We start from the raw sequence: 24,892 nt of genomic DNA on the forward strand, positions 1-24,892 counted from the left end.
GCCACCGGGCCGCTAATCACTCAAGCACTCGATATGACCGAAGCCATCCATGTACGCCCTGTTGTGTTGTCCGATTTTCCCGCGTGGAAGCCTCTCTGGGATGGCTACAACGCCTTTTATGGCCGCCACGGCGACACGGCGTTACCACTTGAAATCACCAAGATGACGTGGTCGCGGTTCTTCGACGCCTACGAGCCCATGCATGCATTGGTCGCAGAAAGCGCGGGGGAGTTGATCGGCCTTACGCACTTTCTTTTTCATCGAAGCACGATCCAACTGGGACCGAGTTGTTATCTGCAGGACCTGTTTACAGCGGAATCTTCCAGAGGAAAAGGGGTCGGTCGCAGGCTGATCAACGAGGTCTATCGATGCGCGCAGACGTCAGGCGTGGAACGCGTGTATTGGCACACGCGAGAGACGAACACCACGGCGATGCAACTGTACGACAAGGTCGCCGAGAAGCAAGGGTCCGTGGTCTATCGCAAGCTGCTCTAAGCGACACAGTGCGCTTCGTGTTCAAGCAAGCCCTTTGTCCGCGAGGCGTTGGTAGAACAGCAGATCGAGTTCAGGCGCACGCCCGGCCAGACCGGTCAGCAACGCATGCACCTGACCGCGGTGATGCGTCTGGTGATTGAACCAGTGCGCGAGCGCGGGCGCGAGCGGTTGCGTGATTGCTTCCGGCGTTGATACACGCCGGTACGTGATCGAGCCTTCCAGCGCGGCCTCTTCAAGCCCGGTTACGTAGCGCACGATCCGTGCGTCCTCCACCTCGCGCGCGCGATGCAGCGACTCGAGTTGCTCGAAGAGGATTGCATCGAGCCGGTCAGGCGCATCGCCCTCGCCAGTGAAGCGAAACATCCACACCCGGTCGGTCACCAGCAAGTGATTGAGCGTGCCATGTACCGATCGGAAAAACGCACCGCGATCGGCTTGATAATCGGTGTCGCTCAAGAGGGCGGCAGCATCGAAGAGTCGTGCATTTGCCCACGCGTTGTAGCGCGCGAATGTGTCGAAGTGCTGTTTGAGTAACCCGTCCATATCGTCTCCTTCCGGCGCCGCGGCGCTGATATTGAACGGATTTTAATATCAAAATCAAGCGTCGAGATCGATGGCGACCTTCCCGAAATGCGCTGCACTTTTAAGGAACCGGTAAGCATCCACGGCTCGCTCGAAGCCGTAGGTCCGATCGATCACTGGCTTGATGCCGGCCGTGGCGATTGCGCGCATCGCATCGGCAAGATTCGCTGTCGATCCCGTGTTGTTGCCCACAATATTCAGTGTCTTGATGTTGATGGGCAAGACCGGAATGGTGAGCTCCATCCCGCCGACAAAACCCACCACAAAGATCGTCCCGGCCGCAGCCGCCGCGTTAAGCGAGCGCGCGAATGTCTGCCCGCCCACCGTCTCGACAATCAGGTCTGCGCCCAAACCGTCGGTCGCGGCGAGGACCGCTTCGTCCCAGGCTGGCGTCGATTGATAGTTGATCGTCACATCCGCACCGAGTGAGCGCGCGCGCTCGAGTTTTTCATCCGATGCCGACGAGATAATCACCCGAGCCCCCGCCGCCTTGGCGAACTGCAGCGCGAACAGGCTGACCCCGCCCGTACCCAGCCACATGACCGTCGATCCCGGGCGCACCCGTCCGGTGACGATAGCGTTCCAGGCGGTCGTTGCGGCTATCGGCAGCGTGGCGGCTTCTACAAACGAAAGCTGATCGGGGATCCGGACCAGCTACGTGGCGGGAACCACTGCATAGTCGGCGAGCGAACCCGGCATGGTCACGCCACGCAGGCGCTTGACGCCCACGGCCGTCAGAGTCCCGGCCGGCCAGTCGGCCATCAGGCCGGGCACGACCCGATCACCGACCACCCAGCCCTGCACTCCGCTGCCGGTCTCCGCGATCTCGCCCGCGCCATCCGTGCCGGGGATAAACGGCATGATCGCGTTACCGAATCGTCCCGACGCGACCATCAAGTCGAGGTAATTCAGGCTCGCCGCGTGCAGACGGATCAATACTTCATCGGGCTTGGGCCGGGGTGTCGGGGCATCGACACGCTTCAGGGCATCGATCGAAGCGGCGGTCAGGTGGAAGGCGCGCATGGCAATCTCCAGGAGGCAATGGAGAAAATCGTAACAACGTCCCGACGCTATAATTCATCGTGAAAACAAAACACTACTGCGTGTGGCGCATCAATGGATAGCGTAGAAGCAGATCAGACGGCGGCCTTTCTCGCCGTTGTCGAATTCGGGAGTTTTTCAGCGGCCGGCCGCAAACTCGGTCGCGATGGATCGGTCGTGTCGCGACGGGTTGCGGCACTCGAAGCACGCCTCGGCATTCGCCTGCTCGAGCGTTCGACGCGCCGCGTGGCGCCGACCGAAGCCGGTGTCCGTTTCCGCGACCGGATGCGCGACGCCATGGAGATGGTGCGCGCGGCCGAAGACGAGGCGCGCGCGATGGCCGCTTCGCCGACGGGTCTGCTGCGGCTTACGCTACCCGTTACGTTCGGGCGCATGTGGATTGCGTCGCGGTTGCCCGAGTTCCTCGCACGGTATCCGGCGGTTCGCGTCGAGGCGCTTTATGCCGATAGATACACCGACCTGATTGCCGAAGGATTCGATGCGGGTATCCGGCTAGGCGAGATGAAAGATAGCCGGCTGATCGGCCGCCGCCTCGCGATGACGCGCCGCCTTCTATGCGCCGCGCCCTCGTACCTTGATCGGCGGCCCGCGTTGAGAGAGCCGGATGATCTGCTGCGTCACGACTGCGTCGGCTTCACGCGGCTGGCTACCTATCCGGTCTGGCATTTGAATCGCGATGGCAAAACCCGGACGGTGAGGATCACAGGACGGCTGGAAACGGACGATGCCGAAGCCGGCGTCCAGGCAGCACTCGCCGGCACGGGCATCTTCATGGCGGCCGACTGGCAGGTGGCGAGGGAACTGGCCGACGGCCGGCTCGTGCCGGTGCTGACGGACTGGGCGGTTAGCGAAGAGTCGGGGGTCAGCGTGGTGCGGCCATCCATTCAACACGAGCCGGCCAAGACCCGCGCGTTTGTGGAGTGGATAGTTGGGGTCTTCGCCAATCGTCCGTGGCAGGAAGCAATCTAGACGGAGCTCGACCGCTCCTCGACCGCCCCTTCGCAGCTCACGCCGCCGTTTTTTTCAGCGCGTTCGGTCGCGCCCGCTTGGAGAGGTCTTTTAACAGTCGCTGCACGCGGTGTTGTTGCACGGCCACCAGGTTGTTCTCTTTTACCAACGCGCGAATCCGGCTTTCCCAGTACTCCTGGTCCATGCCGTGAACCGGTCCGACGGGGTTGGCACGCGCGACGGAACGGACCATGCGTTCAATGTGGTCAAGCTGGCGATCGGCTAGACTTGCGGGCAGCAAGTTGCCGGGGCTAGGCGACGGTGCTTTCTTTAAAGCGCTCATTTGCTGATATCTCGTCTTGCTTCGCTGAGCTTCTCAGGAAGGATGCTGCGATCAGTTCGTCCGGACATCGCCGATCAATCCGCTCGCTCAGCCCATACGCATCCCGATGAACAAGGGCCGCGGTACCGTTATGCCGGTCTTTCTGACGGGTGAGCCTGCGATTCCAGCGTGCAATGCCGTAAACCAAGCATCGCCATTCGTGATCGGGAATGGACAGCGATGTTATTAATCTGAAGATATCGCACTGTCTTTGGCAGGCTTTACCCTATGTCTCAGTTCTCGAAATAAATTGAACTCTGTGTCCCCGCCGGATTGTCTGGCTGTTTTTGGGGCGCTATCAGGTAACGAAAATGTCTTCACACTCCCGTCCAGACGGGTCCGCTCAGGCTGCGACGCCAGATGCCGGCATTGTCCGCAGCAGTTTCAGCACTCATGGCACGGCAGTGGACCGGCAACTTCTGGCCTGGCGTGACCGTGTGGGGCATATCGTGGATGTTCCGCCTTCGAACGAGCAGATCGCCGGCGGCTTCAGCGGCCGTATCGACCGGTACGCCGTCGGCGATTTCGTCTTCACCGACACCGTTACCGACGCGATGCAGCTCGAACGCTCGGTCGCGAGAGTGTCCACCGACGTGCGGCGCGACTATGTTTTCCACGTCTTCGTGGAGGGCGAGGTCGGCACGGTAACGGGCATGCAGAAGAAACGCAGCGCCGCGAATTCCGTGCGGGGAATTATCGCTTTCGACCTGGATCAGCCGTTTCACGTCGAGCGGCCTGCGTGCCATGTATTAACGCTTTTCGTGCCGAAAGCGATGGTTGCGGCGGCGTTCCAGGATGTCGATTCGATTCATGGCCGCGTGGTCGAGCAGGGTGCGCCATTGACCCAGCTCATCATGAATCACGCCACCGCACTGAGCCGTAATCTGCTGCGAATGAGCGCGGCGCTGGCAGCGCAGGAACTGGATGCCGGCGCGCAACTGCTGCTCGCCGCTTTTCACAAGCAGGCACGACTGACAGGCGATGCCCGTGCGGCCGTGCAGGTCGCAGTGATGAGCCAGGTGCGGCGGTTTATTGAAGCGAACCTCAACCAGCCGGACCTTTCGCCTTCGAGCGTGGTGGACGCGCTGCAACTGAAGCGCGCCACGATCTATCGCTGGTTCGAGCATGAGGGCGGACTGGGGGCTTATATCCGCAATCGCCGTTTGCGCGAGGCGGCCGACGAGCTGGTCCGCTTCCCGCACCTGCAGGTCATCGATATTGCCTACGGCCTGGGTTTCAACAGCGCGTCGGATTTCACGCGCGCGTTTCGCCGCGCTTACGGCATGAGCCCGCAAGATGCGCGCGCCCGCGCGTTCGAGCTGCAGCGGGCGAGCAGGCTGGACATGCTGTCGTCGCAGGCGCCCGGCGGTAAATGATTCAATGACTTGCTGACGCGCTCAGTCGGGCATCGTTTCGGGGAAGCGCTGCAAGGCAAATAGCGTGATGACGATGGCGGCGATGAGATACCACGCGGGCATCATCGGATTGCCGGTCGTGGCAATCAGCCACGTAACGATGAGCGGCGAAAAACCCCCGAAGATCGTCACACCGAAGCTGTACATGATGGACAGCGCGGCGGCGCGTTGATGCTGCGGAAAGGCCTCCAGCATCAGCACCGTGCTGGCGCCAGCATTGCTCAGCGCCACGGCGACATACGCGAGGATGATCAGCAGCGCGGTTACATCGCCTACGCCTGACCTCAGGCCGAGAAACGCCGGATAAGTCATCACGAGACAGATCACGAGGGTCAGGTACTGGATTGGCTTGCGGCTCCGTTGTCGATCGGCAATGCGAGCCAGCAGCGGATTGACCACCAGGATCACAAGGCCGGACAGACTGGCGGTCATCAGGCTGATGGCTGCGGGCCGGTGCAGCGTTCGCACCAGATAGCTCGGCATGTAGAACACGGTGATGTAGATGCCCACCGAGGGCGCGGCCATCATCAACGTTCCGAAGAGCAGCGGGCGGGCGTGTTGAGCGAATAGGCTGGCGAGCCGCGGGCGCTCGGGTGCATCCACGACGACTGAGGGCATGCGCCGGCGAAGATACCAGCCGACGGGGCCGATCAGGCCACCGAGCACGAATGGAATCCGCCATCCCCATTCCTGCATGTCGGCGGGCGAAAGCCAGGCGGTTGTGATTGCGCCGACCAGTGCCGCGGCGAACGCGGCGGCGCCCTGGCTCGCACCACGCCAGCTGGTGAGATAACAGCGCCGGTTGCGCGCGACCGATTCCATCAGTACCGCTGACGCCGGGCCGATCTCCCCTCCCGCCGCGAGCCCTTGCATGAGCCGCGCGACGACCATGAGTACGGTTGCAGCTGGGCCGATGGACGCAACGGTGGGCAGGCATGCGATCAGCCATGTGCCGAGTGTCATGAGCGCGAGCGAGCAGGCCATGCCGGCCCTGCGTCCCCGGCTGTCGGCGATGTGCCCGATGATCATTGCGCCGAGCGGGCGCATGACGAAGCCTGCGCCGAAGGTCGCCAGCGACAGCAACAGCGAAGACAGCGGGTTGTGCGACGGAAAGAAAAGTTTGCCGATGATGACGGCGGAGAAGCTGTAGACCGTGAAGTCATACGCGACAAACGCGTTACCGATGATGGTCGCCAGGACAATGCGGGCGGGTTTTGCGTTTGGGGCGTGGGTCAGGTGATCTGCTGCGGGGTACATGGGCGGTCGTTGGCGGCTGTGCCCATGTGCATGGGTCGCTTTTTTCTGGTCGACGAATGATAAGGCAATGCGAATACTCGCGCTTGAGTGCGAACCCAAAACCCGTCCACCGGCGCGAGCAAACCCCCTACGGTAACTTCGCGGCTAGCGCATCGAACTCCCCGAGCCACTGGACTCTCCAGGTTTCCCGCGTCGCGTCATCGATCCAAGCCGCATCAATCCCGTTCAGCATAAAGCCGCGCAAATCGCTGATGCCAAATCCGAAATGGCTGAACATCAGTTCCCACGCCTCGCTCGGATTCACCTTGTGCAGCGCCGGGTCGTCGGTATTCGGATGGATCTTCAAACCAAGCCCCGGCATGCGGCGAATCGGATGCAGCTCCGCCCATTTCTCCGGCGCAAGCGTGCGCAAATAATAAGAGTTGGTCGGCACCACCGTGAACACCAGACCCGACGCAGCATACTTGGCTGCAAGCGCAGGATTATCGACGATCGTATAACCATGATCAACACGATCCACCTTCAGCAACTCGACCGCCGTCTCCACATTGCGCCAGGGCATGCCGAACTCGCCGGCATGCGCAGTGGTCTTGAAACCCGCCTCGCGAGCATTGCGATACGCCTTCCAGAACAACTCCGGCGGCCGGTCGTTCTCACGATAATCCACGCCAATGCCCGCGACTTCATCGGCGCGATGGGCTTTCATCCACTCGACCAGCATCACCGCTTCGTCAGGATCGGCCTCACGATCGATACTCGGAATCAAACGCGCGGACATTCCAAAGTCCCGCGAGGCATCGCGAATGGCCGCGACTATGCCCGCCTGCGCATCGCCGTATTCAATCTTCGATACGCGTACCGTGCCAGTCGGATTCCAGAAAAATTCGGCATGGCGCACGTTATGCGCAGCCGCGTCCTCCAGATACTCATAGGTGATGCGGCGCAGGTCGTCGGCATCGGTGAGCAAGTATTCATCGAGTGCGCGCAGCACGCGCAACACGCCCACCGGTTTCTCGCCGCGCGTATAAAACGCGTCGATCTCAGCCCGTTCGATCGGCGCGCGGCTTTTTTCAGCCAGCGCGATAAACGTCTGGTGCCGAACCGCGCCCAGCAGATGGCAATGCAGTTCGACCTTCGGGATTGCCTTGAAGAATGCCCGGTGCGCGGGCGTGATCTCTACGCCGGTGCGTGAAGCGGGCACGTTGCCAAATGTCTCGTTCATATTTTTCGGTACTTGCGGTAGTGCAAAATTAATGATGTTTTACAACGGTCCAGAAGTAATAACCAAGCGGAATCGCCAGCACAACAAGACCCCAGGGGACTTCTTTAAAGCGCCCGGCAAGCAGCTTCACGATCACGAAACACAACAGGCCGCCTGCAATCCCCGTGCCGAAACTATTCGACATCAGCGTGAGCAGGACCATGGACAGGACCGGGAAAGCGTCCGTGAAATCATCGAAATGCGCGTGGCGGATCGTGCTGAACATCGACAGGCCGATCAGGATCAGCGCCGGCGCGGTGGCTTCCTTCGGGATCGCGAGCGCGACGGGCACGAACAGCAGCATCAACGCAAACATGGCTGCGGCGGCCAGCGACGAGAGACCGCTGCGACCGCCCGCTTCCACCCCCGCCGCCGATTCGACCAGCGCCGTGAGCGCCGGAATACCGAACACGGGGCCAAGCGTGGCCGCGATCGAATCGACGAGGAACGGCCGGTTGATATTCGGCAGGTTGGCGTTTTCATCGAGGAGATTGGCTTTGGCGCCGACCGCGAGCGTCGTGCCGAGGGTCGAGAAAAACTCGGCGGCGAAGAACACGAACAGATAAGGAATCGCAGCAACGGTCAGCGCGCTCGGGATATCGAGCTTGAACGCAACGGGCATGATGTCGTGCGGCAAGGAGATCATCGATGACGGCAAATGCGTGACGCCAAGCGGTACACCTGCAGCCGCTGCGATCAGGATCGCCCAGAGAATTGCACCGGGAACACGGCGCCCCTGCAGCACAACAGCCGCCGCCAATCCGATCAGCGCAACGATGGTGCCGGGCCGCGAAAAATCGCCGAGCGCAAGAGCGTTGGTCTTCGCATTGGCGAACACCATGCCGGCGTTGCGGAATCCGAGCACCGCGATAAAGAGTCCGATAGACGCGCCCAACCCCAGCTTGATCTGCGCCGGAATCAACCGCACGACGAGACTGCGCGCGCCGACCAGCGTGAGGATCAGGAACAGCACGCCCGAGATGAACGCGATGCCAAGACCCGTCTGCCATGCGACATGTTCGGTCGCAGCCAGCGTCACGCCAAGGATCACCGACCCCCCAATCCCCGGTCCGACGATAAACGGCAAATTCGTATAAAGCCCCATGAAAATGGTGCTCAAAGCGAAAACGATGATGGTCGACGTGGTCGCCGCGCCCCGATCCATGCCACCCGTTGCAAGCAGCGAAGGAATCACGACGAGGAGATAGGCTGCCGCCAAAAACGACGTAATACCCGCAAGCGTCTCGATGCGCACGCTGGTATTGCGTGCGCTCAATGCAAAGCGGCGATCCAGCCAGCCGCTCGATGTTTTTGCTGCGATCAGGTCGGGAGATGACATCGAAGATTCCTTGTTCACTATTAATTTCCTTTGCCCGGCCAGACTTGCACGCGCCTTATACTGCGGCGCATCTGTCTCAAGCGGTGGCGCTCAATGTCCGATCGTTCGTCCCTCTTGCCTGCGCTGACGCTGCGGCAAGTGCAGTACTTCGTTGCGCTTGCGCACGCGCGCAGCTTTACGCAGGCGGCGCAATCGCTCTCGCTGACGCAACCCGCCCTGACCGCCGCGATCCGGCAGATCGAGTTCCTGCTCGGCGGTCCCCTGTTCGCGCGTTCCGCCCACCGTCTGACGCTGACCGCTGCCGGGGCCAGCATACTGCCGCTCGCCGAACGCCTGCTCAATCACGCACGCGGCACCTTCGACGACATGGCCAGTACCTTCGCCGAACGTCTGCAGACGGTGCGTATCGCGATGATTCCATCGGTGGCGGGACGCCTGCTGCCGGTGTTGAACGCCTTCCGCGAACAGCGGCCCTCGCTGCGTTTCACGCTTACCGACTTGCCGAATACGGCGCTTATCGAGGCTGTTCGCGACGGGGTGGCGGATATCGGTATCGGCGTGCACGAGCCGGAAGCAAACCACGAGGCCTTGCGCTTCAAGGACATTTTCGAAGACGAGATCGTGGTGGTCCTGCGACGCGACGATCCACTCGCCAAGCGCAAGACGCTGCCTTGGGCGAAGCTCGTTGGTCGCGATCTCGCTGTATTCGTGCGCGGCAGCGTGAGCGATGCTCTGAATCGTACGAGTGGCGATGAAAACCTGCGCCTCTCGGTGGCGTACCGGATGGAATACTCCGAACCGCTCTACGCGCTGGCGCGCAACGGACTCGCCATTGCGGTGCTGCCGAGCCTCTACACGCTGCATTTGCACGATCCCGAACTGATAGCCTTGCGTCTCGACAAACCGCGCGTCACGCGTGCAATCGCGTTGATCTCGCTGGTCGGTGAAGATCGCGGTCCGCATGTGAAAGCGTGTTGGGACTATATCGCCGCACACATTTGAGCCATTGGTCAACGGCGGTTTAGGGCAGCGTTGCAATGCTCGCCCGTAAGGCGGCATAAAACGCATCGGCATCGACCTCGGTGATCCAGGTTGCGTTCGGCGCACGGCCGCTGTGACCGCTCCAGTCGACCACGGTTTCGCCCAGCGTCCATTGCCCCGTTGTTTCCACCATCACATTCACCTGGCGCCCCTTGAACAACGTCGGGTCGACGAGATAACCGGCTGCGGTGGGATCGTACATCGGCGCTTCTTCCACGCCGCGGCGGCCCTTCTGATACTTGACCTCGGCCGCCATGATGTCTGCGACGATCGCGCCGCAGCGGTTGCCGATGGCGCGTATTGGCGCAATGCGCGCGGGCGTGATGGACGCTTTCACGGCGACATCGCGCGGCAGCACGACAATCGGCACGCCGCTCGCGAACACGATGCTGGCCGCTTCAGGATCGACGTAGATGTTGAATTCGGCGGCCGGCGTGATGTTGCCGCGTTCGAAGAACGCACCCCCCATCATGATGATTTCGCGCAAGCCTTCGCGGATCTCCGGCGCTTCGGTCAGCGCGGTGGCAAGGTTCGTCAGCGGTCCGATCGCGCAGATCGTCACGCTGTGGGGCGCGGCTGCTTTCAAGGTTTCGATGAGATACGCCACGCCATGTTGGGTGCCAAGCGGCGCCAACGGCTCGTGCAACTCCACGCCTTCAAGACCCGTCTTGCCATGCACGTTCGCAGCCGTGATCAACGGGCGCATCAGTGGACGCGGACAGCCTGCGTACACCGGCAACGTCTTCGTTTGACCCGCCCAATCGCGAATGATGCGGGCGTTGCGTTCTGTCAGATTCAGCGGCACGTTGCCCGCAACGGCCACCAGCGCGCGCACGTCCAGCCGGTCTCGAGCGCCGAGGGCAAACAGGATGGCGATGGCGTCGTCCTGACCCGGATCGCAGTCGAAGATCACCGTGCGGCGCTCGTTCGCAGCCTGCGCCAACGAGTTGAAAAGCGCACCGGCAGTCAGCGCCGCCGATGCCTTGAGAAACGTACGGCGAGGGAAACGAGAAGTCTGGCTCATGATCAGAATACGTGGCGCATGCCGATGGTGGCGACCAGTTGGCGCGTGGTCGTCGAACGGGCGAACGCGAAGATCTGCGCATGCTGGGCGTCGCCGGCGGCTTGCTGGCCGATCACCGTCAACGCTACGTCCGTCCGCTTCGAGAGGAAATAGTCTGCCTGCAAGTTCACCTGATGCCACTTCGGGCTCTGGTTGATCACGTCGTATTTGCCGTCCGTGTAGCCGTATGCAGCACCGAGGAATAGCGATGGGGTCATCGTGTAGACCACGTTTACGCCGAAGTTTTGCAAATGCAGGTGGGAGTTGTCGAGGTAATCGTAGTGGACATCGGTGAAGAGCGCGGCGAATTGCGCGCGGCCGATGGTGTAGAAACCGCCGGTGCCGGCAATGCGTTGTTTGCTCGCGAACACGGACGGCGTGGTCGCGCTCTTTGCAAAGATCAGCAGCGACGAAGCGTAGTCGTTCGAGATCGCGCCGTCCTGATTCGTGCTGCTGTACGGGTGGTTGTACTGCGCGTAGACCACGCTCCACTTGAACGGGCCGTGCTCGTAACCGAGTCCGAAGCTGTACGCGTTGTTGTCGCCGAAGCCGGTCGCGTTGCTGAAGCCATAGATGGCGGTCGCCTTCAGCCCACGATAATCCGGGCTCACGTACTTGACCGAATTCTGGATGCGGATGTCGTTATAACCGTTGTCGTTATCGCCGATATTCACGCCGTTGCTCGCGATGATCACCGGGCCGATGTAATCGTGGATCGCATCGTATTGGCGGCCGAGCGTGAGCGTGCCGTAGGTTTTATCCGCAAGACCAACGTACGCCTGGCGGCCGAATTCGCGGCCGTTCTGCGAGGCCGTGCCGGTCATGAGGTTGAAGCCGTTTTCAAGCTGGAACACCGCGCTCAGGCCACCGCCCAGGTCTTCTCGTCCCTTCAGGCCCCAACGGGGGTTCTGGTTCGTGCCGCTAAGCGCCTGATAGGCGTTGTGACCGCCCTGGTTAGTCGCGAAGCCGACGCCGCCTGAAATCAGGCCGTAAAGGGTGACGCTGCTCTGTGCATACGACGAAGCCGTGAAGGCGCCGAGCACCGCGAGAGGAGCAAGCTTGAGTAGTTTCATGGTGGTCCGGTGGCGAGTGGATGTTTTTGTCGCGCTCGTTTTTTATTGCCTGGCGCGTTGTGACTGCATCGGACTGTACAAAGCTGAAAACCATAAAAATAATTGTGTTTTTTTATAAACCCATCAAATGAATTTATACAAGCGGGTTCACGCTCGGGGAATTCTCAAGCAAGGGGAGACAAGAGCTGAACGCTCAGGCGATACCTTGTTCCAGCATCGGCACGGTCCGTAGGCGCGCCGCGTCTCGTCCGGGCGGCGCGCCGAACAGGCGGCTATATTCGCGGCTGAACTGCGACGGGCTTTCGTAGCCCACCTCGAATCCCACCGCGGCGACATCCCCTGAGCTCAGGAGCCGGGCGCGCGCCTCCTGCAGGCGTATGCGCTTCTGATATTGAAGCGGGCTCATCGAAGTAACTGCACGGAAATGCCGATGAAACGACGAAACGCTCATGCCCGCCAGCCGGGCGAGTTCTTCGGTCGCCAGCGTCTCGGCGTAGTGGCTGCGAATCCAGCGGATGGCATGGCTGACCTGCGATAACCGGCTGTCCGCCAGCCCGATTTGCCGCACGATGGCGCCTTGTTCTCCCGCGAGCAGCCGCCACAGGATTTCGCGCTCGATCATGGGCGCGAGCACGGCGATGTCCTCGGGACGATCCAGCAGGCGAAGCAGACGCACGACCGGATCGAGCAACTCGGGCGAGGCGTTGCTGATGCCCAGACCCAGGGGCTCGACAACGGCTCGGTCGCTGGTCGCAGTCTCCAGCAGCAGCGTGGCGATGTTCGCCGGCTTCAGCATCAGCCCCATTGCCAAAAATGGCTCGCTGGGGCTAGCCTGAACCACATGGCCGGTGATCGGCAGATCGACGGACACCACCAGGTATTGACCCGCGCGGTACTCGAAAATCTTGTCGTTCAGCACGGTTCGCTTGGTGCCCTGGGCGACCACGCCAAGCGCGGGTTCGTACACATGGTGGATCGGTTCGGTGGTGGTGTCGGAGGCTATTACCGCGACGCCCGGCAGCGCCTCGACCATTATGTCGCGGCGAGCGTGGCGGGTGATCAGTGCGCGAAGGTCGGCGAGATGGTCCATCCTTCTACGGTAAGCGGTGAACGCGCGAGACGCAAGGTCCGCACGCATGATTCGCTCAATGTTGGCAGGATTGTGCAAGAGCTTGCGAGCATTGATCTACCGCCGGCCAAGCGCGCGATGGTCTCATCGATGTCAGGCGAACCCGTCAATTTTCAGGAGAAACTTCATGTCGCTGGATTCCTACGTCACCCTCGGCCGCTCCGGCCTTCGCGTCAGCCCGTTTTGTCTCGGCACCATGACCTTCGGCGAAGACTGGGGCTGGGGCTCGAGCCCCGCTGAGGCAGAAACCATCCTCGATGAGTATCTCGACCGGGGTGGCAATTTCCTGGATACCGCCAATATCTACACCGTCGGCCATTCCGAGAGGATCATCGGCGATTTCTTTGCGCGGCAAAAAGGCCGCCGGGATCGCACGGTCATCGCCACGAAGTTTTTCGGCAATCTGTATCGTGGGGATCCGAACGGCGGCGGCGCCGGGCGCAAGGCCATCGTCGAACAATGTGAACAATCGCTGCGCCGGCTGCAGACGGATTACATCGACTTGTACTGGATGCACAACTGGGACCGCACCGCGCCCATTGAAGAGACGATGCGCGCCATGGACGATCTCGTGAGCGCGGGGAAAGTGCGTTATCTGGGGTTCTCCGACGCACCCGCCTGGAAGGTCGCGCAGGCGCAAGTCATCGCGCAGTTCCGCGGCTGGACGGCGTTGATCGCGATGCAGGTCGAATACTCCCTGCTGCAACGGACCGTGGAGGGCGAACTCACGCCCATGGCGCAAGAGCTTGGCATCGGTGTGATGCCGTGGAGTCCTCTGAAGAACGGGTGGTTGTCGGGGAAATACAGCCGTGACAATGTCGGGACCGTGACGTCCGATCGCGGTTCTCTGGTCGGCTTGCCGGGCGAGAAGGATTTTCAGGTTATCGATGCGCTGACCGCTGTCGCCAAGGAAGCGAATGCCAGTCCGGCGGCGGTGGCGCTCGCGTGGGTGCAAAGCCGTCCGGGCGTGAGCTCGACGATTATCGGTGCGCGCAGGATCGATCAGCTTCGGGCGAATCTTGCCGCGCTCGAGCTCAAGCTGACGGAGGCGCAGATCGCGACGCTTGACGAGGCATCGAAGCCGGTTCTCAACTTCCCCGCCGATATCAACAGGGACCTATCGCCAAGCTTCGCGTTTGCAGGCGCGACTGTCGACGGTCAGCGGACGGCGGTCTTGCCCTTGCTGCCCGAAAACATGGTTCGATACTAAAGACTGGTGAGCAGCGGCGCCGGGGCTTCGCCGGGGTTTAATCCCCGGCGCGATCAACCAGGTGGCGCATCATCCAGCGTTCCGCCTTCCGAGCGCGGCCGCAGCGTTGTCATGGTCCTTTCCGCCAGCACCGCATCGCGCTTCGACAGCAAATGGCTGCGCAGGATCGTTGCCATCCGTTTGCCGTCGCGTGCTTCCAGCGCCTCGATCATCGCTTCGTGATCGCGGATTGCACTGTCCCACTTCACCGTCTGGAAGTTGGACCGGAACCGCAACGCCTGCAGCCGCCGGTTCACCGCGATATACGTCTGCCTTAAAGCTGAATTGCGCGCGGCGTCGTTGATCTTGTCGTGAATGGCCTGATTGCGGCTGTAGTACCCCGACAGGTCGTTCTGCTCGCGGCACGCGAGCATGGCGTAATGCAGCGCCTTGATCTCGCTGAGCTCGGCGGGCGTCATCCGTTCGCACGCGAGTTCGCCCGAGAACGCTTCCAGCCCGCTCATCAATTCGAAGGTCTCGCGAATCTCCGCCTCGCTCATCTGCGACACCGACGCGCCGCGATTCGGCAGGATATCGATCAGGCCCTCGGCTGCCAGCACCTTCAGCGCCTCACGCAACGGCGTGCGCGAAATGCCGAGCGTCTCGCACAACGTGCGTTCGTTGAGCTTCATGCCCGGCGCGAGCAACCCCTCGACAATGAAATTGCGCAGGTGATCGACCACCGTGTCGTGCAGCCGTTGCCGCTCGACTTTCGGAAGCATGCTCGGGATCTGCGCAACCTGTGCGATCTCCGCACCAGGCAGATGATCATTTTGCATTCAATACCTCGAATCATTCTGTTGACGCGATTTTACCGTACCACCCTCGCAAAACAGGAGGGACGGGTTTTCACCTAAGCAAAACACGAATTTAGCGCTTTGAGTCATCGCATCGGTGCGCTAAAGTATTTTGCATGCAAAATTCAAAGGACGCATCATGTTGAAGCTCGATTTCCATCCCGCTGGTCGCCATTTCCTGCAGATTCCGGGTCCGAGCCCGGTGCCCGACCGCATCCTGCGGGCAATGAGTTACCCGACGATCGATCATCGCGGGCCGGAATTCGGCGCGTTGGGGCTGAAGGTCCTGGATGGCATCAAGACGATCTTCAAGACGGCGCAGCCGGTGGTCATCTATCCGTCCTCGGGCACGGGCGCGTGGGAAGCGGCGCTCTGCAACACGCTGAGCCCCGGCGACACCGTGCTGATGTTCGAGACCGGCCACTTCGCGACGCTCTGGAAAAAGATGGCCGAAAACCTCGGGCTGAAGCCGGAATTCCTGGGCCTCCCGGGCATCGAGGGATGGCGGCGCGGCGTGCAGGCGGACATGATCGAAGCCCGTTTGCGTGAAGACACGCAGCACACGATCAAGGCGGTCTGCGTCGTGCATAACGAAACCTCGACGGGCGTCACGTCGGATATTGCAGCGGTGCGCCGCGCGATCGATGCGGCGGGGCATCCGGCGCTTTTTCTCGTCGATACGATCTCCGGCCTCGCCTCGGCGGATTACCGGCATGACGAATGGGGCGTCGATGTCACCGTGTCCGGTTCGCAAAAAGGCTTGATGCTGCCGCCGGGAATCAGCTTCAACGCGGTCTCGCAGAAGGCGCTGAAGGCAAGCAAGGACGCGAAGCTGCCGCGCGCGTTCTGGGCGTGGGACGACATCATCGAGATGAACAAGAGCGGGTACTGGCCGTACACGCCGAACACCAATTTGTTGTACGGCTTGTCGGAAGCGCTCGAGATGATCGGCGACGAAGGCCTCGATCAAGTGTTCGCTCGCCATCAACGGTTGGCCGCGGCTTGCCGGGCAGCTGTCAACGCGTGGGGACTCGACATTCAATGCGCCGACCCGGCGGTGTATTCGCCGGTGCTGACGGGCGTGATGATGCCAGACGGCGTGGACGCAGACGCGATCCGCAAGACCATCTACGAGACATTCGACATGTCGCTCGGCACCGGTCTCGGCAAGCTCAAGGGCCGCATGTTCCGCATTGGGCACCTGGGGGACTGCAACGACCTCACGCTGATGGCCACCCTCACAGGCTGTGAAATGGGCCTCACGTTGTCGGGCGTGAAGCTCGCCGGCAGCGGTGTCCTCGCAGCGATGGACTACCTGACGAGCCACCCCGCGGCGCCGGCGTTGAAAGCGGCGGCGCGACGCGAAGCGGGACTTGCAGCCAGCTTGAACGCTCCTATCAATCAACCGCGCGCAGACGCCGATGCTGACTAAATCATCCGAAGCACTCGTCCAGCCCATCCACCTGATGCCGGTCTCGGCGCGTGCCACGCTCTCGCCGCTGGCTACGCGTCTGCGTCGCGAGTTGAAGGGCGATGTGCTGTTCGACCGTGCGGCGCGTGGACGCTATGCGACGGATGCATCGATTTACCAGATCATGCCGCTGGGCGCAGTCGTGCCGAAGGATCAGGCCGACTTGCTGCTCGCTCTGGAGATTGCACGCGACGCCCGCGTGCCCGTGCTTGCACGCGGCGCGGGGACGAGCCAGTGCGGGCAGACGATTGGCGAGGCGCTGGTTATCGATACAAGCAAGTGGCTCAACAACATCGTCCACTTCGACCGCGAAGCGCGCACGGTGACGGTGGAGCCGGGCGTGGTGCTCGATCATCTGAACGCGTGGCTGAAACCGCATGGCTTGTGGTTTCCCGTCGATGTCTCGACCAGCGCGCAATGCACGATCGGCGGCATGGCGGGCAACAACTCGTGCGGCTCGCGGTCGATGGAATACGGGATCATGGTCCACAATGTAACGTCGATAGACGCCGTTCTGGTCGATGGTCATCAAGCGGTGTTCGCGGCTTTGCACGCGATGTCCTCCGATCCACGCACGCGTCTGCTGGTGGAAGGCGTGCAGCAAATAGCGCAACGTGAACGCGATGAAATCCGCGAGCAGGTGCCGAAGGTACTGCGGCGTGTTGCAGGCTACAACATCGATCTCTTCGATTGCCAGAGTCCCTTGCCCTTCAGCGCCGACGGCGAACCGAACCTCGCGCAGTTGCTGGTGGGCTCTGAAGGCACGCTCGTGTTCAGCCGGCAACTCACGCTGAAGCTGTGGCCGCTGCCCGAGCACAAGACGCTGGGCGTCGTGAACTTCCCGGCGTTCTACGACGCCATGGACATGACGCAGCACATCGTCAAGCTGGGACCGGTTGCGGTCGAACTGGTCGATCGCACGATGATCGATCTGTCGATGTCCAATCCCGCGTTCCGTCCGGTGATCGAACAGGCGCTCGTTGGTCAACCGCAAGCCGTATTGCTGGTCGAATTCGCCGGTGCCGACAAGGCTGTGCAACTCGCGAAGCTGGCGCAGCTCGTGGAGCTGATGGGCGATCTCGGCCTGCCCGGTTCGGTGGTCGAGATGCCCGATGCCGCGCAACAAAAGGCCTTGTGGGAAGTGCGCAGGGCCGGCCTCAACATCATGATGAGCATGAAGGGCGACGGCAAGCCGGTATCGTTCATCGAAGATTGCGCCGTGCCGCTCGAACATCTGGCGCAGTACACCACGCGTCTTACCGAGGTCTTCCACAAACACCATACCGAAGGCACCTGGTACGCGCATGCGAGCGTCGGGACGTTGCACGTGCGGCCGATTCTCGATATGCGCCGCACGGGCGCACAAAAGATGCGGGCGATTGCGGAGGAAGCATCGGCATTGGTGCGCGAATACAAGGGCGCTTATTCGGGTGAACACGGCGATGGCCTGTGTCGCGGCGAATGGGTTGCGTGGCAATACGGACCGCGTATCAACGCTGCGTTCCGCGAGATCAAAGCGCTGTTCGATCCCGACAATCGCATGAGTCCGGATCGCGTTGTGAATCCGCCGAAGATGGACGACGCGACGAACTTTCGTTTCCCGCCGAGCTACCGCGAGCGTGAGTTAAAGACGCAACTCGACTGGTCGCAATGGAACGTGACACGCGATCCGTTGACCGGAGCGGAGACCGCGCCGGGAACGGGCGACGATCGCACCGGCGGTCTCGCGAAGGCCGTCGAGATGTGCAACAACAACGGCCATTGCCGCAAGTTCGACGCAGGCACGATGTGCCCGAGCTATCGCATCACCAAGGACGAACAGCATGTCACGCGAGGCCGCGCGAATACGCTGCGGCTCGCGATCAGCGGACAACTCGGTGAAGACGGACTGGCGAGCCAGGACGTGAAGGACGTGCTGGACCTCTGCGTCTCGTGCAAGGGCTGTAAGCGCGATTGTCCGACCGGCGTCGATATGGCGAAGATCAAGATCGAAGCGCGTGCGGCGTGGACCGCGAGGAACGGCCTGCGCATGCGCGATCGGCTGGTCGCGTTCCTGCCGCGTTACGCGCCGTATGCGAGCCGCGTGCCGTCGTTGTTCGGATCGATGGAGCGGTTACCGCGTTTCGCGGGCTGGTTGAAAACGCGCCTTGGCCTTGCGCCGCAGCGCTCGTTTCCGCGCTTCCTGAAGTCGTTTTTATCGTCGGCCGTGCAGCCCTTATCACCCAACCCGGACGGCAAGGAAGTGCTGCTTTTCGTCGATACCTTCAACAACTACGTGGAACCCGACAACGCACGCGCTGCCCAGCGCGTGCTGGAAGCGGCCGGTTATACGGTTCATTTCAACGTGAAGGCGGGCGAACGGCCGCTATGTTGCGGACGCACGTTCCTGTCGGCGGGACGGGTCGACGAAGCGAAAGCCGAAGCGCGCCGCACGCTGGACACGCTGCGGCCTTACATGGAACGTGGCGTGCCGATCGTCGGCCTTGAACCCTCGTGCCTGCTTTCTTTCCGCGATGAGTTCCTCGACTACGGTTATGGCGACGAAGCCCGCAAGCTCGCGCAATCCTCGTTCTTGTTCGAAGAGTTCCTGGTTCGCGAGAAAGAGGCGGGACGTCTGAAGCTTTCCTTGAAACCCCTCGCTCAGCCGAAGGCGCTGGTGCATGGCCACTGCCATCAAAAGGCCTTCGATGTGTTTCGTCCCGTGCAGACCGTGCTCGGCTGGATTCCTCAACTCGATGTGTCGGTAGTCGAATCGTCGTGTTGCGGCATGGCCGGAAGCTTCGGTTATGAAGCCGAGCATTACGAAGCATCGAAGGCGATGGCGGAGTTGTCGCTGCTGCCGGCGGTACGCCGGGCGCAGGACGCCGTGATCGTAGCCGACGGCACGAGTTGCCGCCATCAGATAGCCGACGGCACGGACACGAAGGCGCTGCATGTCGCCCAGGTATTGGCGTCGGCGCTAAAAGATTAGCGACGCGCAGGGATTCACATAAACAGCGGACGGGCTCACGTTCCGCGAACAGGAGACACGCATGGCACGACCGCGCAGACCCAGGATTCGACACATCGCTTTAACGCCCGTTCAGTAACGCCTTATCGACGTTTCAGATGCAGCTCGCTTCAGGCGCCCGTGGGCGTCGTGATGAAACACGCACTAATCAAGGAGACGATGATGTTCCGTCGAGCTACGACGCGCGTTCTGTTGTTGCTGTGCGCAATGTATTTCATTACCTATGTCGACCGTGTCAACGTCAGTACCGCCGCCTCGCAGTTCGGCGCGGAACTGCACTTGTCTCATACGCAAATCGGCTTCGTTTTTTCAGCGTTTGCCTATCCGTATCTCGTGTTCCAGATTATTGGCGGATGGGTCGGTGACCGGTTCGGGCCGCGTCGGACGCTTGCCGTCTGTGCCGTGATCTGGGCAGGTGCCACGGTGATGACCGGGCTGGCCGGCGGGTTCGTATCGCTGATCATTGCGCGCTTGTTGCTCGGGCTGGGCGAAGGGGCAACGTTCCCCACCGCTACCCGCGCCATGTCGAACTGGATGCCCGCCGATAAGCGCGGTTTCGCGCAAGGGACCACACACGCCGCATCGCGCATCGGTAACGCCGTGGCGCCGCCGTTGATCGTCTGGTTGATGATCGCGACCAGCTGGCGTGGTGCGTTTATCGTGACGGGGGTTATCAGCTTTTTGTGGGCGGTTGTGTGGATCTTCTATTTCCGCGATAACCCGCGCGAGCATAAGAGCATTACCCCCGACGAGTGCGCCACGCTTTCGTCGTTCTCCGGAGTCAAGCAGCGCGTGCCCGTGCCGTGGCGTGCATTGCTGGGACGGATGGCCCCCGTGACCGCCGTGTACTTCTGCTACGGCTGGGTGTTGTGGCTCTTCCTCGGCTGGATTCCGCAGTACTTTCTCCACAACTATCACATGGAGTTGGGGAAGTCGGCGTTGTTCGCCTCGGGCGTTTTCTTTGCCGGCGTGCTTGGTGACTGGCTCGGCGGATCAATGACAGATCGCATCCTGCGGCGCAGCGGAAACATCCGCCTGGCTCGCAATGTGATGGTCGGTGTCTGCATGTTCCTGACGCTGCTTTCGCTTGCGCCCATCATGCTGGTTTCCAACATGTCGATCACCCTGGCCGCGGTGTGCCTGAGCGGTGGGTTCTTCTTCAACGAGATGACGATCGGGCCGATGTGGGCCGTGCCCATGGACATCGCGCCGAAACACGCGGGCACCGCTAGCGGAATCATGAATTCGGGTTCTGCGCTCGCCGCGATCATTAGCCCGGTTGTCGGCGGATTCCTGATCGACCGGACCGGGAACTGGAATCTGCCTTTCACGGTGTCCATGATCTTGATGGTTGCCGGCATTGTGCTTTCGTTCACCATGCGGCCAGACCGGGCGCTGGATGACGTTGTTGCCGGTGCTGACGGGAAGAAGGGCGCGGAGCCGGAGCGGAAGTTTGTTTAGGAGCGCGCTCGCGCCGGAAGCTGTTATTTCTTGCTCCAGGAGACGATGTGGCTGAACCATCCATCTTGATCGAACGCGGGGATTTCATCGCGACCGTTGTCATCGATCGGCCAGCGAAGCTCAACGCCATGACCAAACCGTTATGGCAGTCGCTGGGCGAAAACATCGAAGCGCTCTCCGCCGATGATTCCATCCGCTGCATCATCCTGCGGGGCGCCGGCGAGAAAGCCTTCTCGCCGGGCAACGACATAGCCGAGTTTCAGACCGACCGCTCCAACGTCGAACAGGCCCGCGCGTATGGCGCGATCATGCATCGCACGCTTTCATCGCTTGGTGCATGCCGGCATCCGATAGTCGCGATGATTCACGGCATCTGCGTGGGCGGCGGGCTCGAAATTGCAGCCATGTGCGATCTGCGCATCTGCGGGGAGTCCAGCCGTTTTGGCGTGCCGATCAAGAACCTTGGCCTCGTGATGGCGCATGCGGAACTCGACGCCCTCGTGCAACTCGCGGGTCCCGCCGTTGCGCTCGAAATCTTGCTGGAAGGGCGCATCTTCGGCGCGCAAGAGGCGCGTGCGAAGGGACTCGTCACGCGGGTCGTCGCCGACGATCAGGTCACCGCAGAAACGCTAGCCACAGCGCGCCGGATTGCCGACGGTGCGCCGCTCGTCGCGCGCTGGCATAAGCAGTTCGTGAAGCGCGCAATGAACCCGGCGCCGCTGACGGCCGAGGAACGCGACGAAGGTTTTGCGTGCTTTGGTACGGAAGATTTTCGTACGGGTTATCAGGCCTTCCTCGATAAGGTCAAACCGGAATTCAAGGGGCGTTGAAATGCTCGAAACAGAAACACGCAGCAAAGGTCCGCTTGCGGGCATGTGCGTCATTGAACTCGCTCACATCATGTCTGGTCCCATCTGCGGAATGATGCTCGCCGACATGGGCGCCGATGTCATCAAGGTCGAGAAGATTCCCGGCGGAGACGACTGCCGTCGATTCGCGCCTATCCTTGAAGGCGGCGAGTCGGCGTCGTTCATGATCGTGAACCGCAATAAGCGCGGCGTCGCAATCAACCTCAAGACCGAGGGCGGCCGCGAAGTGCTGCGCAAGATGCTGGCCACCGCAGACGTAGTTACCGAGAACTATCGGCGCGGCACGATGGAAAAACTCGGCATGGGTTATGAGGCGCTCAAGGCCGAGAATCCCGGCTTGATCTATTGCGCGATCTCGGGTTTCGGCCGCAGCGGACCGATGGCCGACAAAGGGGGGTTCGACCTGATCGCGCAGGGCATGAGCGGCCTCATGAGCATGACCGGCGAACCCGGTCAGGCGCCCATCAAAGCGGGCTCGCCTGTCACCGATATCAACGCGGGCATTCTCGCCGCGCTAGGAATCTGCGCGGCCTACGCCGGCAGGCAGCGAACCGGGCTGGGCCAGATGGTGGACACGTCGCTTTTCGAAGCGGGTTTGCAGCAGATGTACTGGGCCTTTGCCAACTACTTCGCCGACGGCACGGTGTTGCCCAAGGCAGGCTCGGCCAATCCGACTAGCGCGCCGTATCAGGCGTTCCGGACACGCGACGGGTGGGTCAATATCGGCGCGGCGAATCAGAGTAATTACGAGCGTCTGGTGGACGCGCTGGATATTCCGGGTCTTGCCGGCGATGAGCGTTTCAGGACCAATGCTGGACGGTTGAAGCATCGTGGCGTGCTTGTCGAAATCCTGACCGCGAGGCTTGTCGAGCGGACGACGAACGAATGGCTCGCGACATTCGATGCAATCGGCCTGCCGTCCGGGCCGGTGCTTGGCGTGCCCGAAGCGGTCGCACACGAACAAGCGATCGCGCGCGGAATGATTGTGGAGACAACACATCCGGTTGGAGGGCGCATGCGCGGTCTCGGTCTGCCGATCCATTTCTCCGAGGGCCTCACGCAATCGCCCGTGCCCGCGCCGCTGCTCGGTCAACACACATCGGAAGTGCTGCGGGAATACGGTTTCTCCGATGAACGTATCCATGCGCTAAAGCAGGAGGGCGCCATTCTATCGAGCGATGTAGCGGTCTAAGTTATCGTGATTAAAACTGTCGGGTTCTCTTGTTACTCAATCGAGAGCCTCAACGCGAACGCCAGCAATGCCGCCGAGAACGTCCAGCGCTGCACGACCTGGGCGCGCGGATGACTGCGCAACCAACCCGAAATACGCACGGCAGAAAACGCGAGCGTCGTGTCGAAAACCGCGCCTATAACAACCAGCACCACACCCAGTTCTACCACTTGCGACCACACCGCACCCGCCTCGGGATGCACGAATTGCGGCAGCAGGACTGAACAGAACAGGAGCGCCTTCGGGTTGAGCAGACTGCTCAGCACGCCCTTCGACAGAGCGGCGCGCAGCGTCGGACGTGTCTTCGAAGTCGTATTGTTGTCGTCGAGACCGAACGCAGGCGAGCGGAAAATCTGGATCGCGATATAGGCGAGATACAGCGCTCCGGCAATACGCACGCCGTCGTAAAGCCACGGTGCGCTGCGCAACAATGCTGCCACGCCAAGCGCGGACAACGTGACGTGCAGGCTACGGGCAATCGCGAGGCCGGCGGCGGTCGAGAGCCCGTGCTTTAGCCCGCGCGTTGAGCTCGTCTGCAGAATGAGCGCCATGTCCGGGCCGGGTAGTGCATAAACGACCGCGAGGGCCCCGATAAAGACGAGCAGCAATTGCAGCGAGACCATGATCAACCTCCGTTTCGATGCTTTGATCTTGCCGCGAATCGATGAGCGTTTTCTGGCTTAGTGATCCTTGTTTTTACCTCTCGTTAGAGGAAAACGCCAAGGTGACTTCCGGAATATCGCTAAGACTTCTATAAGCCGGCAACCCGAGTTCTTCGGCGAGCTTGACGTCGGCATCTGCACCTTGCGACGCACCGTCGATGCGAAATACCGCGTCGCATTGCCTGATCAGGCGATTCGCGACTGGATATAAGAACGTTTCGCTTATCGCATCGCCCACGGTTTTGGAGCCCGCCGCCGCCGCTAAAGGAAGCGCCACCCACTCGCCGATCATCGGCATATGCCCGAGCCGGTAGAGATGCAATGCGGCCTCTTCAAGCCGCTGAAGATTTCTGGCGATCAAGGCGGCATCGCCATTGGTGCCGCTGCGGTACGGTCCCGCAATGAGTATGAGTCTGGGGTTCACGGCACGCTCCTTTCAAACACACCGTTCAACGCCGCGAACTGCAGCAGCATGATCGTTTTCGCATCGACAATTTCACCGCGACGCACCGCTTGCAACGCATCGTCGAAGGTCAGTTCAATCACTTCGAGATCCTCGCCCTCCGCTTCCAGGCCGCCGCCGTGTCCCACGCGCGCCGACGCGTCGTACTCGGCGATAAAAAAATGCAGCTTCTCCGTAACCGAACCGGGGCTCATATACGCTTCAAAAACCTTCTGCACGTTTTGTACGCGATACCCCGTTTCCTCTTCCGCTTCAGCGCGGATCCGCTCTTCCGGCGAAGCATTGTCGAGCAGCCCCCCGGCGGCCTCGATCATCATCCCGTCATGGCCATTGACGAATGCGGGGAATCGGAACTGCCGGGTCAGCACGACGGTCCGCTGGTCGCGGTTGAACAGCAGGATAGTTGCCCCGTTACCGCGGTCGTAAGTCTCGCGGCTTTGACGCTGCCACGCGCCGTCGCGACGCAGGAAATCGAAGGTCGTCTTCTTCAGCACGTACCAATCGTCGGACAAAAGCGTTGTGTCGATAATGCGAACCCGGTCTTTCGTAGCAACCATCTCTTAGCTCCACGTCGCGCAAAAGGAGGAGTCATGGTATCGTGTGATTTCGTGCAATATCAAGATATTTCGTGC

At 61.4% G+C, this 24,892-nt stretch carries 23 protein-coding genes and 1 pseudogene; 10 read left to right on the forward strand and 14 right to left on the reverse strand.

Translation table 11 applies throughout. The features are described 5' to 3' along the window. The first annotated feature begins 33 nt into the window (after positions 1 to 33). The gene (locus M0D69_RS29055) at positions 34 to 495 is read left to right on the forward strand and encodes a GNAT family N-acetyltransferase (RefSeq protein ID WP_301785336.1); all 462 of its coding nucleotides are present in this window, start codon (positions 34 to 36) and stop codon (positions 493 to 495) included. Positions 496 to 516: 21 nt separating this feature from the next. Here M0D69_RS29055 and M0D69_RS29060 read toward each other — a convergent pair whose 3' ends face one another. The 3 genes from M0D69_RS29060 to M0D69_RS29070 form a co-directional block, all read right to left on the reverse strand. Further along, positions 517 to 1,038: a DinB family protein gene (locus tag M0D69_RS29060; RefSeq protein WP_301785309.1), complete on the reverse strand. Its 522-nt coding sequence runs from the start codon at positions 1,036 to 1,038 to the stop codon at positions 517 to 519. Between the two features lie 54 nt (positions 1,039 to 1,092). Continuing rightward, entirely contained in the window at positions 1,093 to 1,617 is a 525-nt protein-coding gene (locus tag M0D69_RS29065) for a zinc-binding dehydrogenase (RefSeq protein ID WP_301785310.1), read from the reverse strand. Positions 1,618 to 1,731: 114 nt separating this feature from the next. Then, on the reverse strand, positions 1,732 to 2,100 hold the full coding sequence (locus M0D69_RS29070; protein ID WP_301785311.1) for an alcohol dehydrogenase catalytic domain-containing protein: 369 nt from the start codon (positions 2,098 to 2,100) through the stop codon (positions 1,732 to 1,734). A 93-nt stretch (positions 2,101 to 2,193) separates the two neighbouring features. On the opposite strand from M0D69_RS29070, the gene M0D69_RS29075 reads away from it, so the two are divergent. Further along, positions 2,194 to 3,108: a LysR family transcriptional regulator gene (locus M0D69_RS29075; protein WP_301785312.1), complete on the forward strand. Its 915-nt coding sequence runs from the start codon at positions 2,194 to 2,196 to the stop codon at positions 3,106 to 3,108. Positions 3,109 to 3,145: 37 nt separating this feature from the next. Here the strand turns inward: M0D69_RS29075 and M0D69_RS29080 are convergent, their stop codons facing one another. Further along, positions 3,146 to 3,430 (reverse strand): hypothetical protein, encoded by a 285-nt coding sequence (locus M0D69_RS29080; RefSeq protein WP_301785313.1) that lies wholly within the window; start codon positions 3,428 to 3,430, stop codon positions 3,146 to 3,148. 350 nt (positions 3,431 to 3,780) lie between these two features. Between M0D69_RS29080 and M0D69_RS29085 the strand changes: the two genes are divergently transcribed. Continuing rightward, entirely contained in the window at positions 3,781 to 4,845 is a 1,065-nt protein-coding gene (locus tag M0D69_RS29085) for an AraC family transcriptional regulator (RefSeq protein ID WP_301785314.1), read from the forward strand. A 21-nt stretch (positions 4,846 to 4,866) separates the two neighbouring features. On the opposite strand, the gene M0D69_RS29090 is transcribed toward M0D69_RS29085, so the two are convergent. The 3 genes from M0D69_RS29090 to M0D69_RS29100 all read right to left on the reverse strand — a co-directional run bounded on the left by M0D69_RS29090 (position 4,867) and on the right by M0D69_RS29100 (position 8,741). Then, positions 4,867 to 6,141, reverse strand: coding sequence for an MFS transporter (locus tag M0D69_RS29090; RefSeq protein WP_301785315.1), 1,275 nt, complete (start codon positions 6,139 to 6,141; stop codon positions 4,867 to 4,869). A gap of 127 nt (positions 6,142 to 6,268) precedes the next feature. Then, positions 6,269 to 7,363 (reverse strand): adenosine deaminase, encoded by a 1,095-nt coding sequence (locus M0D69_RS29095; protein WP_301785316.1) that lies wholly within the window; start codon positions 7,361 to 7,363, stop codon positions 6,269 to 6,271. Positions 7,364 to 7,391: 28 nt separating this feature from the next. Next, on the reverse strand, positions 7,392 to 8,741 hold the full coding sequence (locus M0D69_RS29100; RefSeq protein WP_301785317.1) for an NCS2 family permease: 1,350 nt from the start codon (positions 8,739 to 8,741) through the stop codon (positions 7,392 to 7,394). Positions 8,742 to 8,834: 93 nt separating this feature from the next. On the opposite strand from M0D69_RS29100, the gene M0D69_RS29105 reads away from it, so the two are divergent. Beyond that, positions 8,835 to 9,743, forward strand: a complete 909-nt coding sequence (locus tag M0D69_RS29105) for a LysR family transcriptional regulator (protein ID WP_301785318.1) — start codon at positions 8,835 to 8,837, stop codon at positions 9,741 to 9,743. Between the two features lie 19 nt (positions 9,744 to 9,762). Here M0D69_RS29105 and M0D69_RS29110 read toward each other — a convergent pair whose 3' ends face one another. From M0D69_RS29110 to M0D69_RS29120, 3 genes are all read right to left on the reverse strand, one after another. Next, a complete protein-coding gene (locus tag M0D69_RS29110; RefSeq protein ID WP_301785319.1) occupies positions 9,763 to 10,806 on the reverse strand; it encodes a nucleoside hydrolase in 1,044 nt (347 codons plus the stop codon). A 2-nt stretch (positions 10,807 to 10,808) separates the two neighbouring features. Continuing rightward, positions 10,809 to 11,918, reverse strand: coding sequence for a porin (locus tag M0D69_RS29115; RefSeq protein ID WP_301785320.1), 1,110 nt, complete (start codon positions 11,916 to 11,918; stop codon positions 10,809 to 10,811). Between the two features lie 193 nt (positions 11,919 to 12,111). After that, positions 12,112 to 13,008, reverse strand: a complete 897-nt coding sequence (locus M0D69_RS29120; RefSeq protein ID WP_301785321.1) for an AraC family transcriptional regulator — start codon at positions 13,006 to 13,008, stop codon at positions 12,112 to 12,114. Between the two features lie 166 nt (positions 13,009 to 13,174). On the opposite strand from M0D69_RS29120, the gene M0D69_RS29125 reads away from it, so the two are divergent. Continuing rightward, the gene (locus M0D69_RS29125) at positions 13,175 to 14,257 is read left to right on the forward strand and encodes an aldo/keto reductase (RefSeq protein WP_301785322.1); all 1,083 of its coding nucleotides are present in this window, start codon (positions 13,175 to 13,177) and stop codon (positions 14,255 to 14,257) included. Between the two features lie 53 nt (positions 14,258 to 14,310). On the opposite strand, the gene M0D69_RS29130 is transcribed toward M0D69_RS29125, so the two are convergent. Beyond that, positions 14,311 to 15,075: a GntR family transcriptional regulator gene (locus tag M0D69_RS29130; protein ID WP_301785323.1), complete on the reverse strand. Its 765-nt coding sequence runs from the start codon at positions 15,073 to 15,075 to the stop codon at positions 14,311 to 14,313. A gap of 157 nt (positions 15,076 to 15,232) precedes the next feature. Here M0D69_RS29130 and M0D69_RS29135 point away from each other — a divergent pair. The 5 genes and pseudogenes from M0D69_RS29135 to M0D69_RS29155 all read left to right on the forward strand — a co-directional run. After that, a pseudogene (locus M0D69_RS29135) lies at positions 15,233 to 16,450 on the forward strand (alanine--glyoxylate aminotransferase family protein); the annotation flags it as partial. 64 nt (positions 16,451 to 16,514) lie between these two features. Continuing rightward, positions 16,515 to 19,535 carry an FAD-binding and (Fe-S)-binding domain-containing protein gene (locus M0D69_RS29140; protein ID WP_301785324.1) on the forward strand — a complete coding sequence of 1,007 codons (3,021 nt, stop codon included), beginning with the start codon at positions 16,515 to 16,517 and terminating at the stop codon, positions 19,533 to 19,535. 198 nt (positions 19,536 to 19,733) lie between these two features. Beyond that, positions 19,734 to 21,035, forward strand: coding sequence for an MFS transporter (locus M0D69_RS29145; RefSeq protein WP_301785337.1), 1,302 nt, complete (start codon positions 19,734 to 19,736; stop codon positions 21,033 to 21,035). Between the two features lie 47 nt (positions 21,036 to 21,082). Next, a complete protein-coding gene (locus M0D69_RS29150) occupies positions 21,083 to 21,865 on the forward strand; it encodes an enoyl-CoA hydratase/isomerase family protein (RefSeq protein ID WP_301785325.1) in 783 nt (260 codons plus the stop codon). A gap of 1 nt (position 21,866) precedes the next feature. Further along, a complete protein-coding gene (locus M0D69_RS29155) occupies positions 21,867 to 23,096 on the forward strand; it encodes a CaiB/BaiF CoA-transferase family protein (protein WP_301785326.1) in 1,230 nt (409 codons plus the stop codon). 32 nt (positions 23,097 to 23,128) lie between these two features. Here M0D69_RS29155 and M0D69_RS29160 read toward each other — a convergent pair whose 3' ends face one another. The 3 genes from M0D69_RS29160 to M0D69_RS29170 form a co-directional block, all read right to left on the reverse strand. Further along, positions 23,129 to 23,758 (reverse strand): LysE family translocator, encoded by a 630-nt coding sequence (locus tag M0D69_RS29160; RefSeq protein ID WP_301785327.1) that lies wholly within the window; start codon positions 23,756 to 23,758, stop codon positions 23,129 to 23,131. Positions 23,759 to 23,831: 73 nt separating this feature from the next. Next, complete coding sequence (locus M0D69_RS29165) at positions 23,832 to 24,221, reverse strand: DUF4406 domain-containing protein (RefSeq protein WP_301785328.1); 390 nt, start codon at positions 24,219 to 24,221, stop codon at positions 23,832 to 23,834. After that, positions 24,218 to 24,817 (reverse strand): NUDIX domain-containing protein, encoded by a 600-nt coding sequence (locus M0D69_RS29170; RefSeq protein ID WP_301785329.1) that lies wholly within the window; start codon positions 24,815 to 24,817, stop codon positions 24,218 to 24,220. The genes M0D69_RS29165 and M0D69_RS29170 overlap by 4 nt, the downstream gene beginning before the upstream one ends. Between the last annotated feature and the right edge of the window lie 75 nt (positions 24,818 to 24,892).

Origin of the sequence: Caballeronia sp. SEWSISQ10-4 2 (assembly GCF_030464885.1) — a bacterium.
In the GTDB taxonomy this organism is placed as follows: domain Bacteria; phylum Pseudomonadota; class Gammaproteobacteria; order Burkholderiales; family Burkholderiaceae; genus Caballeronia.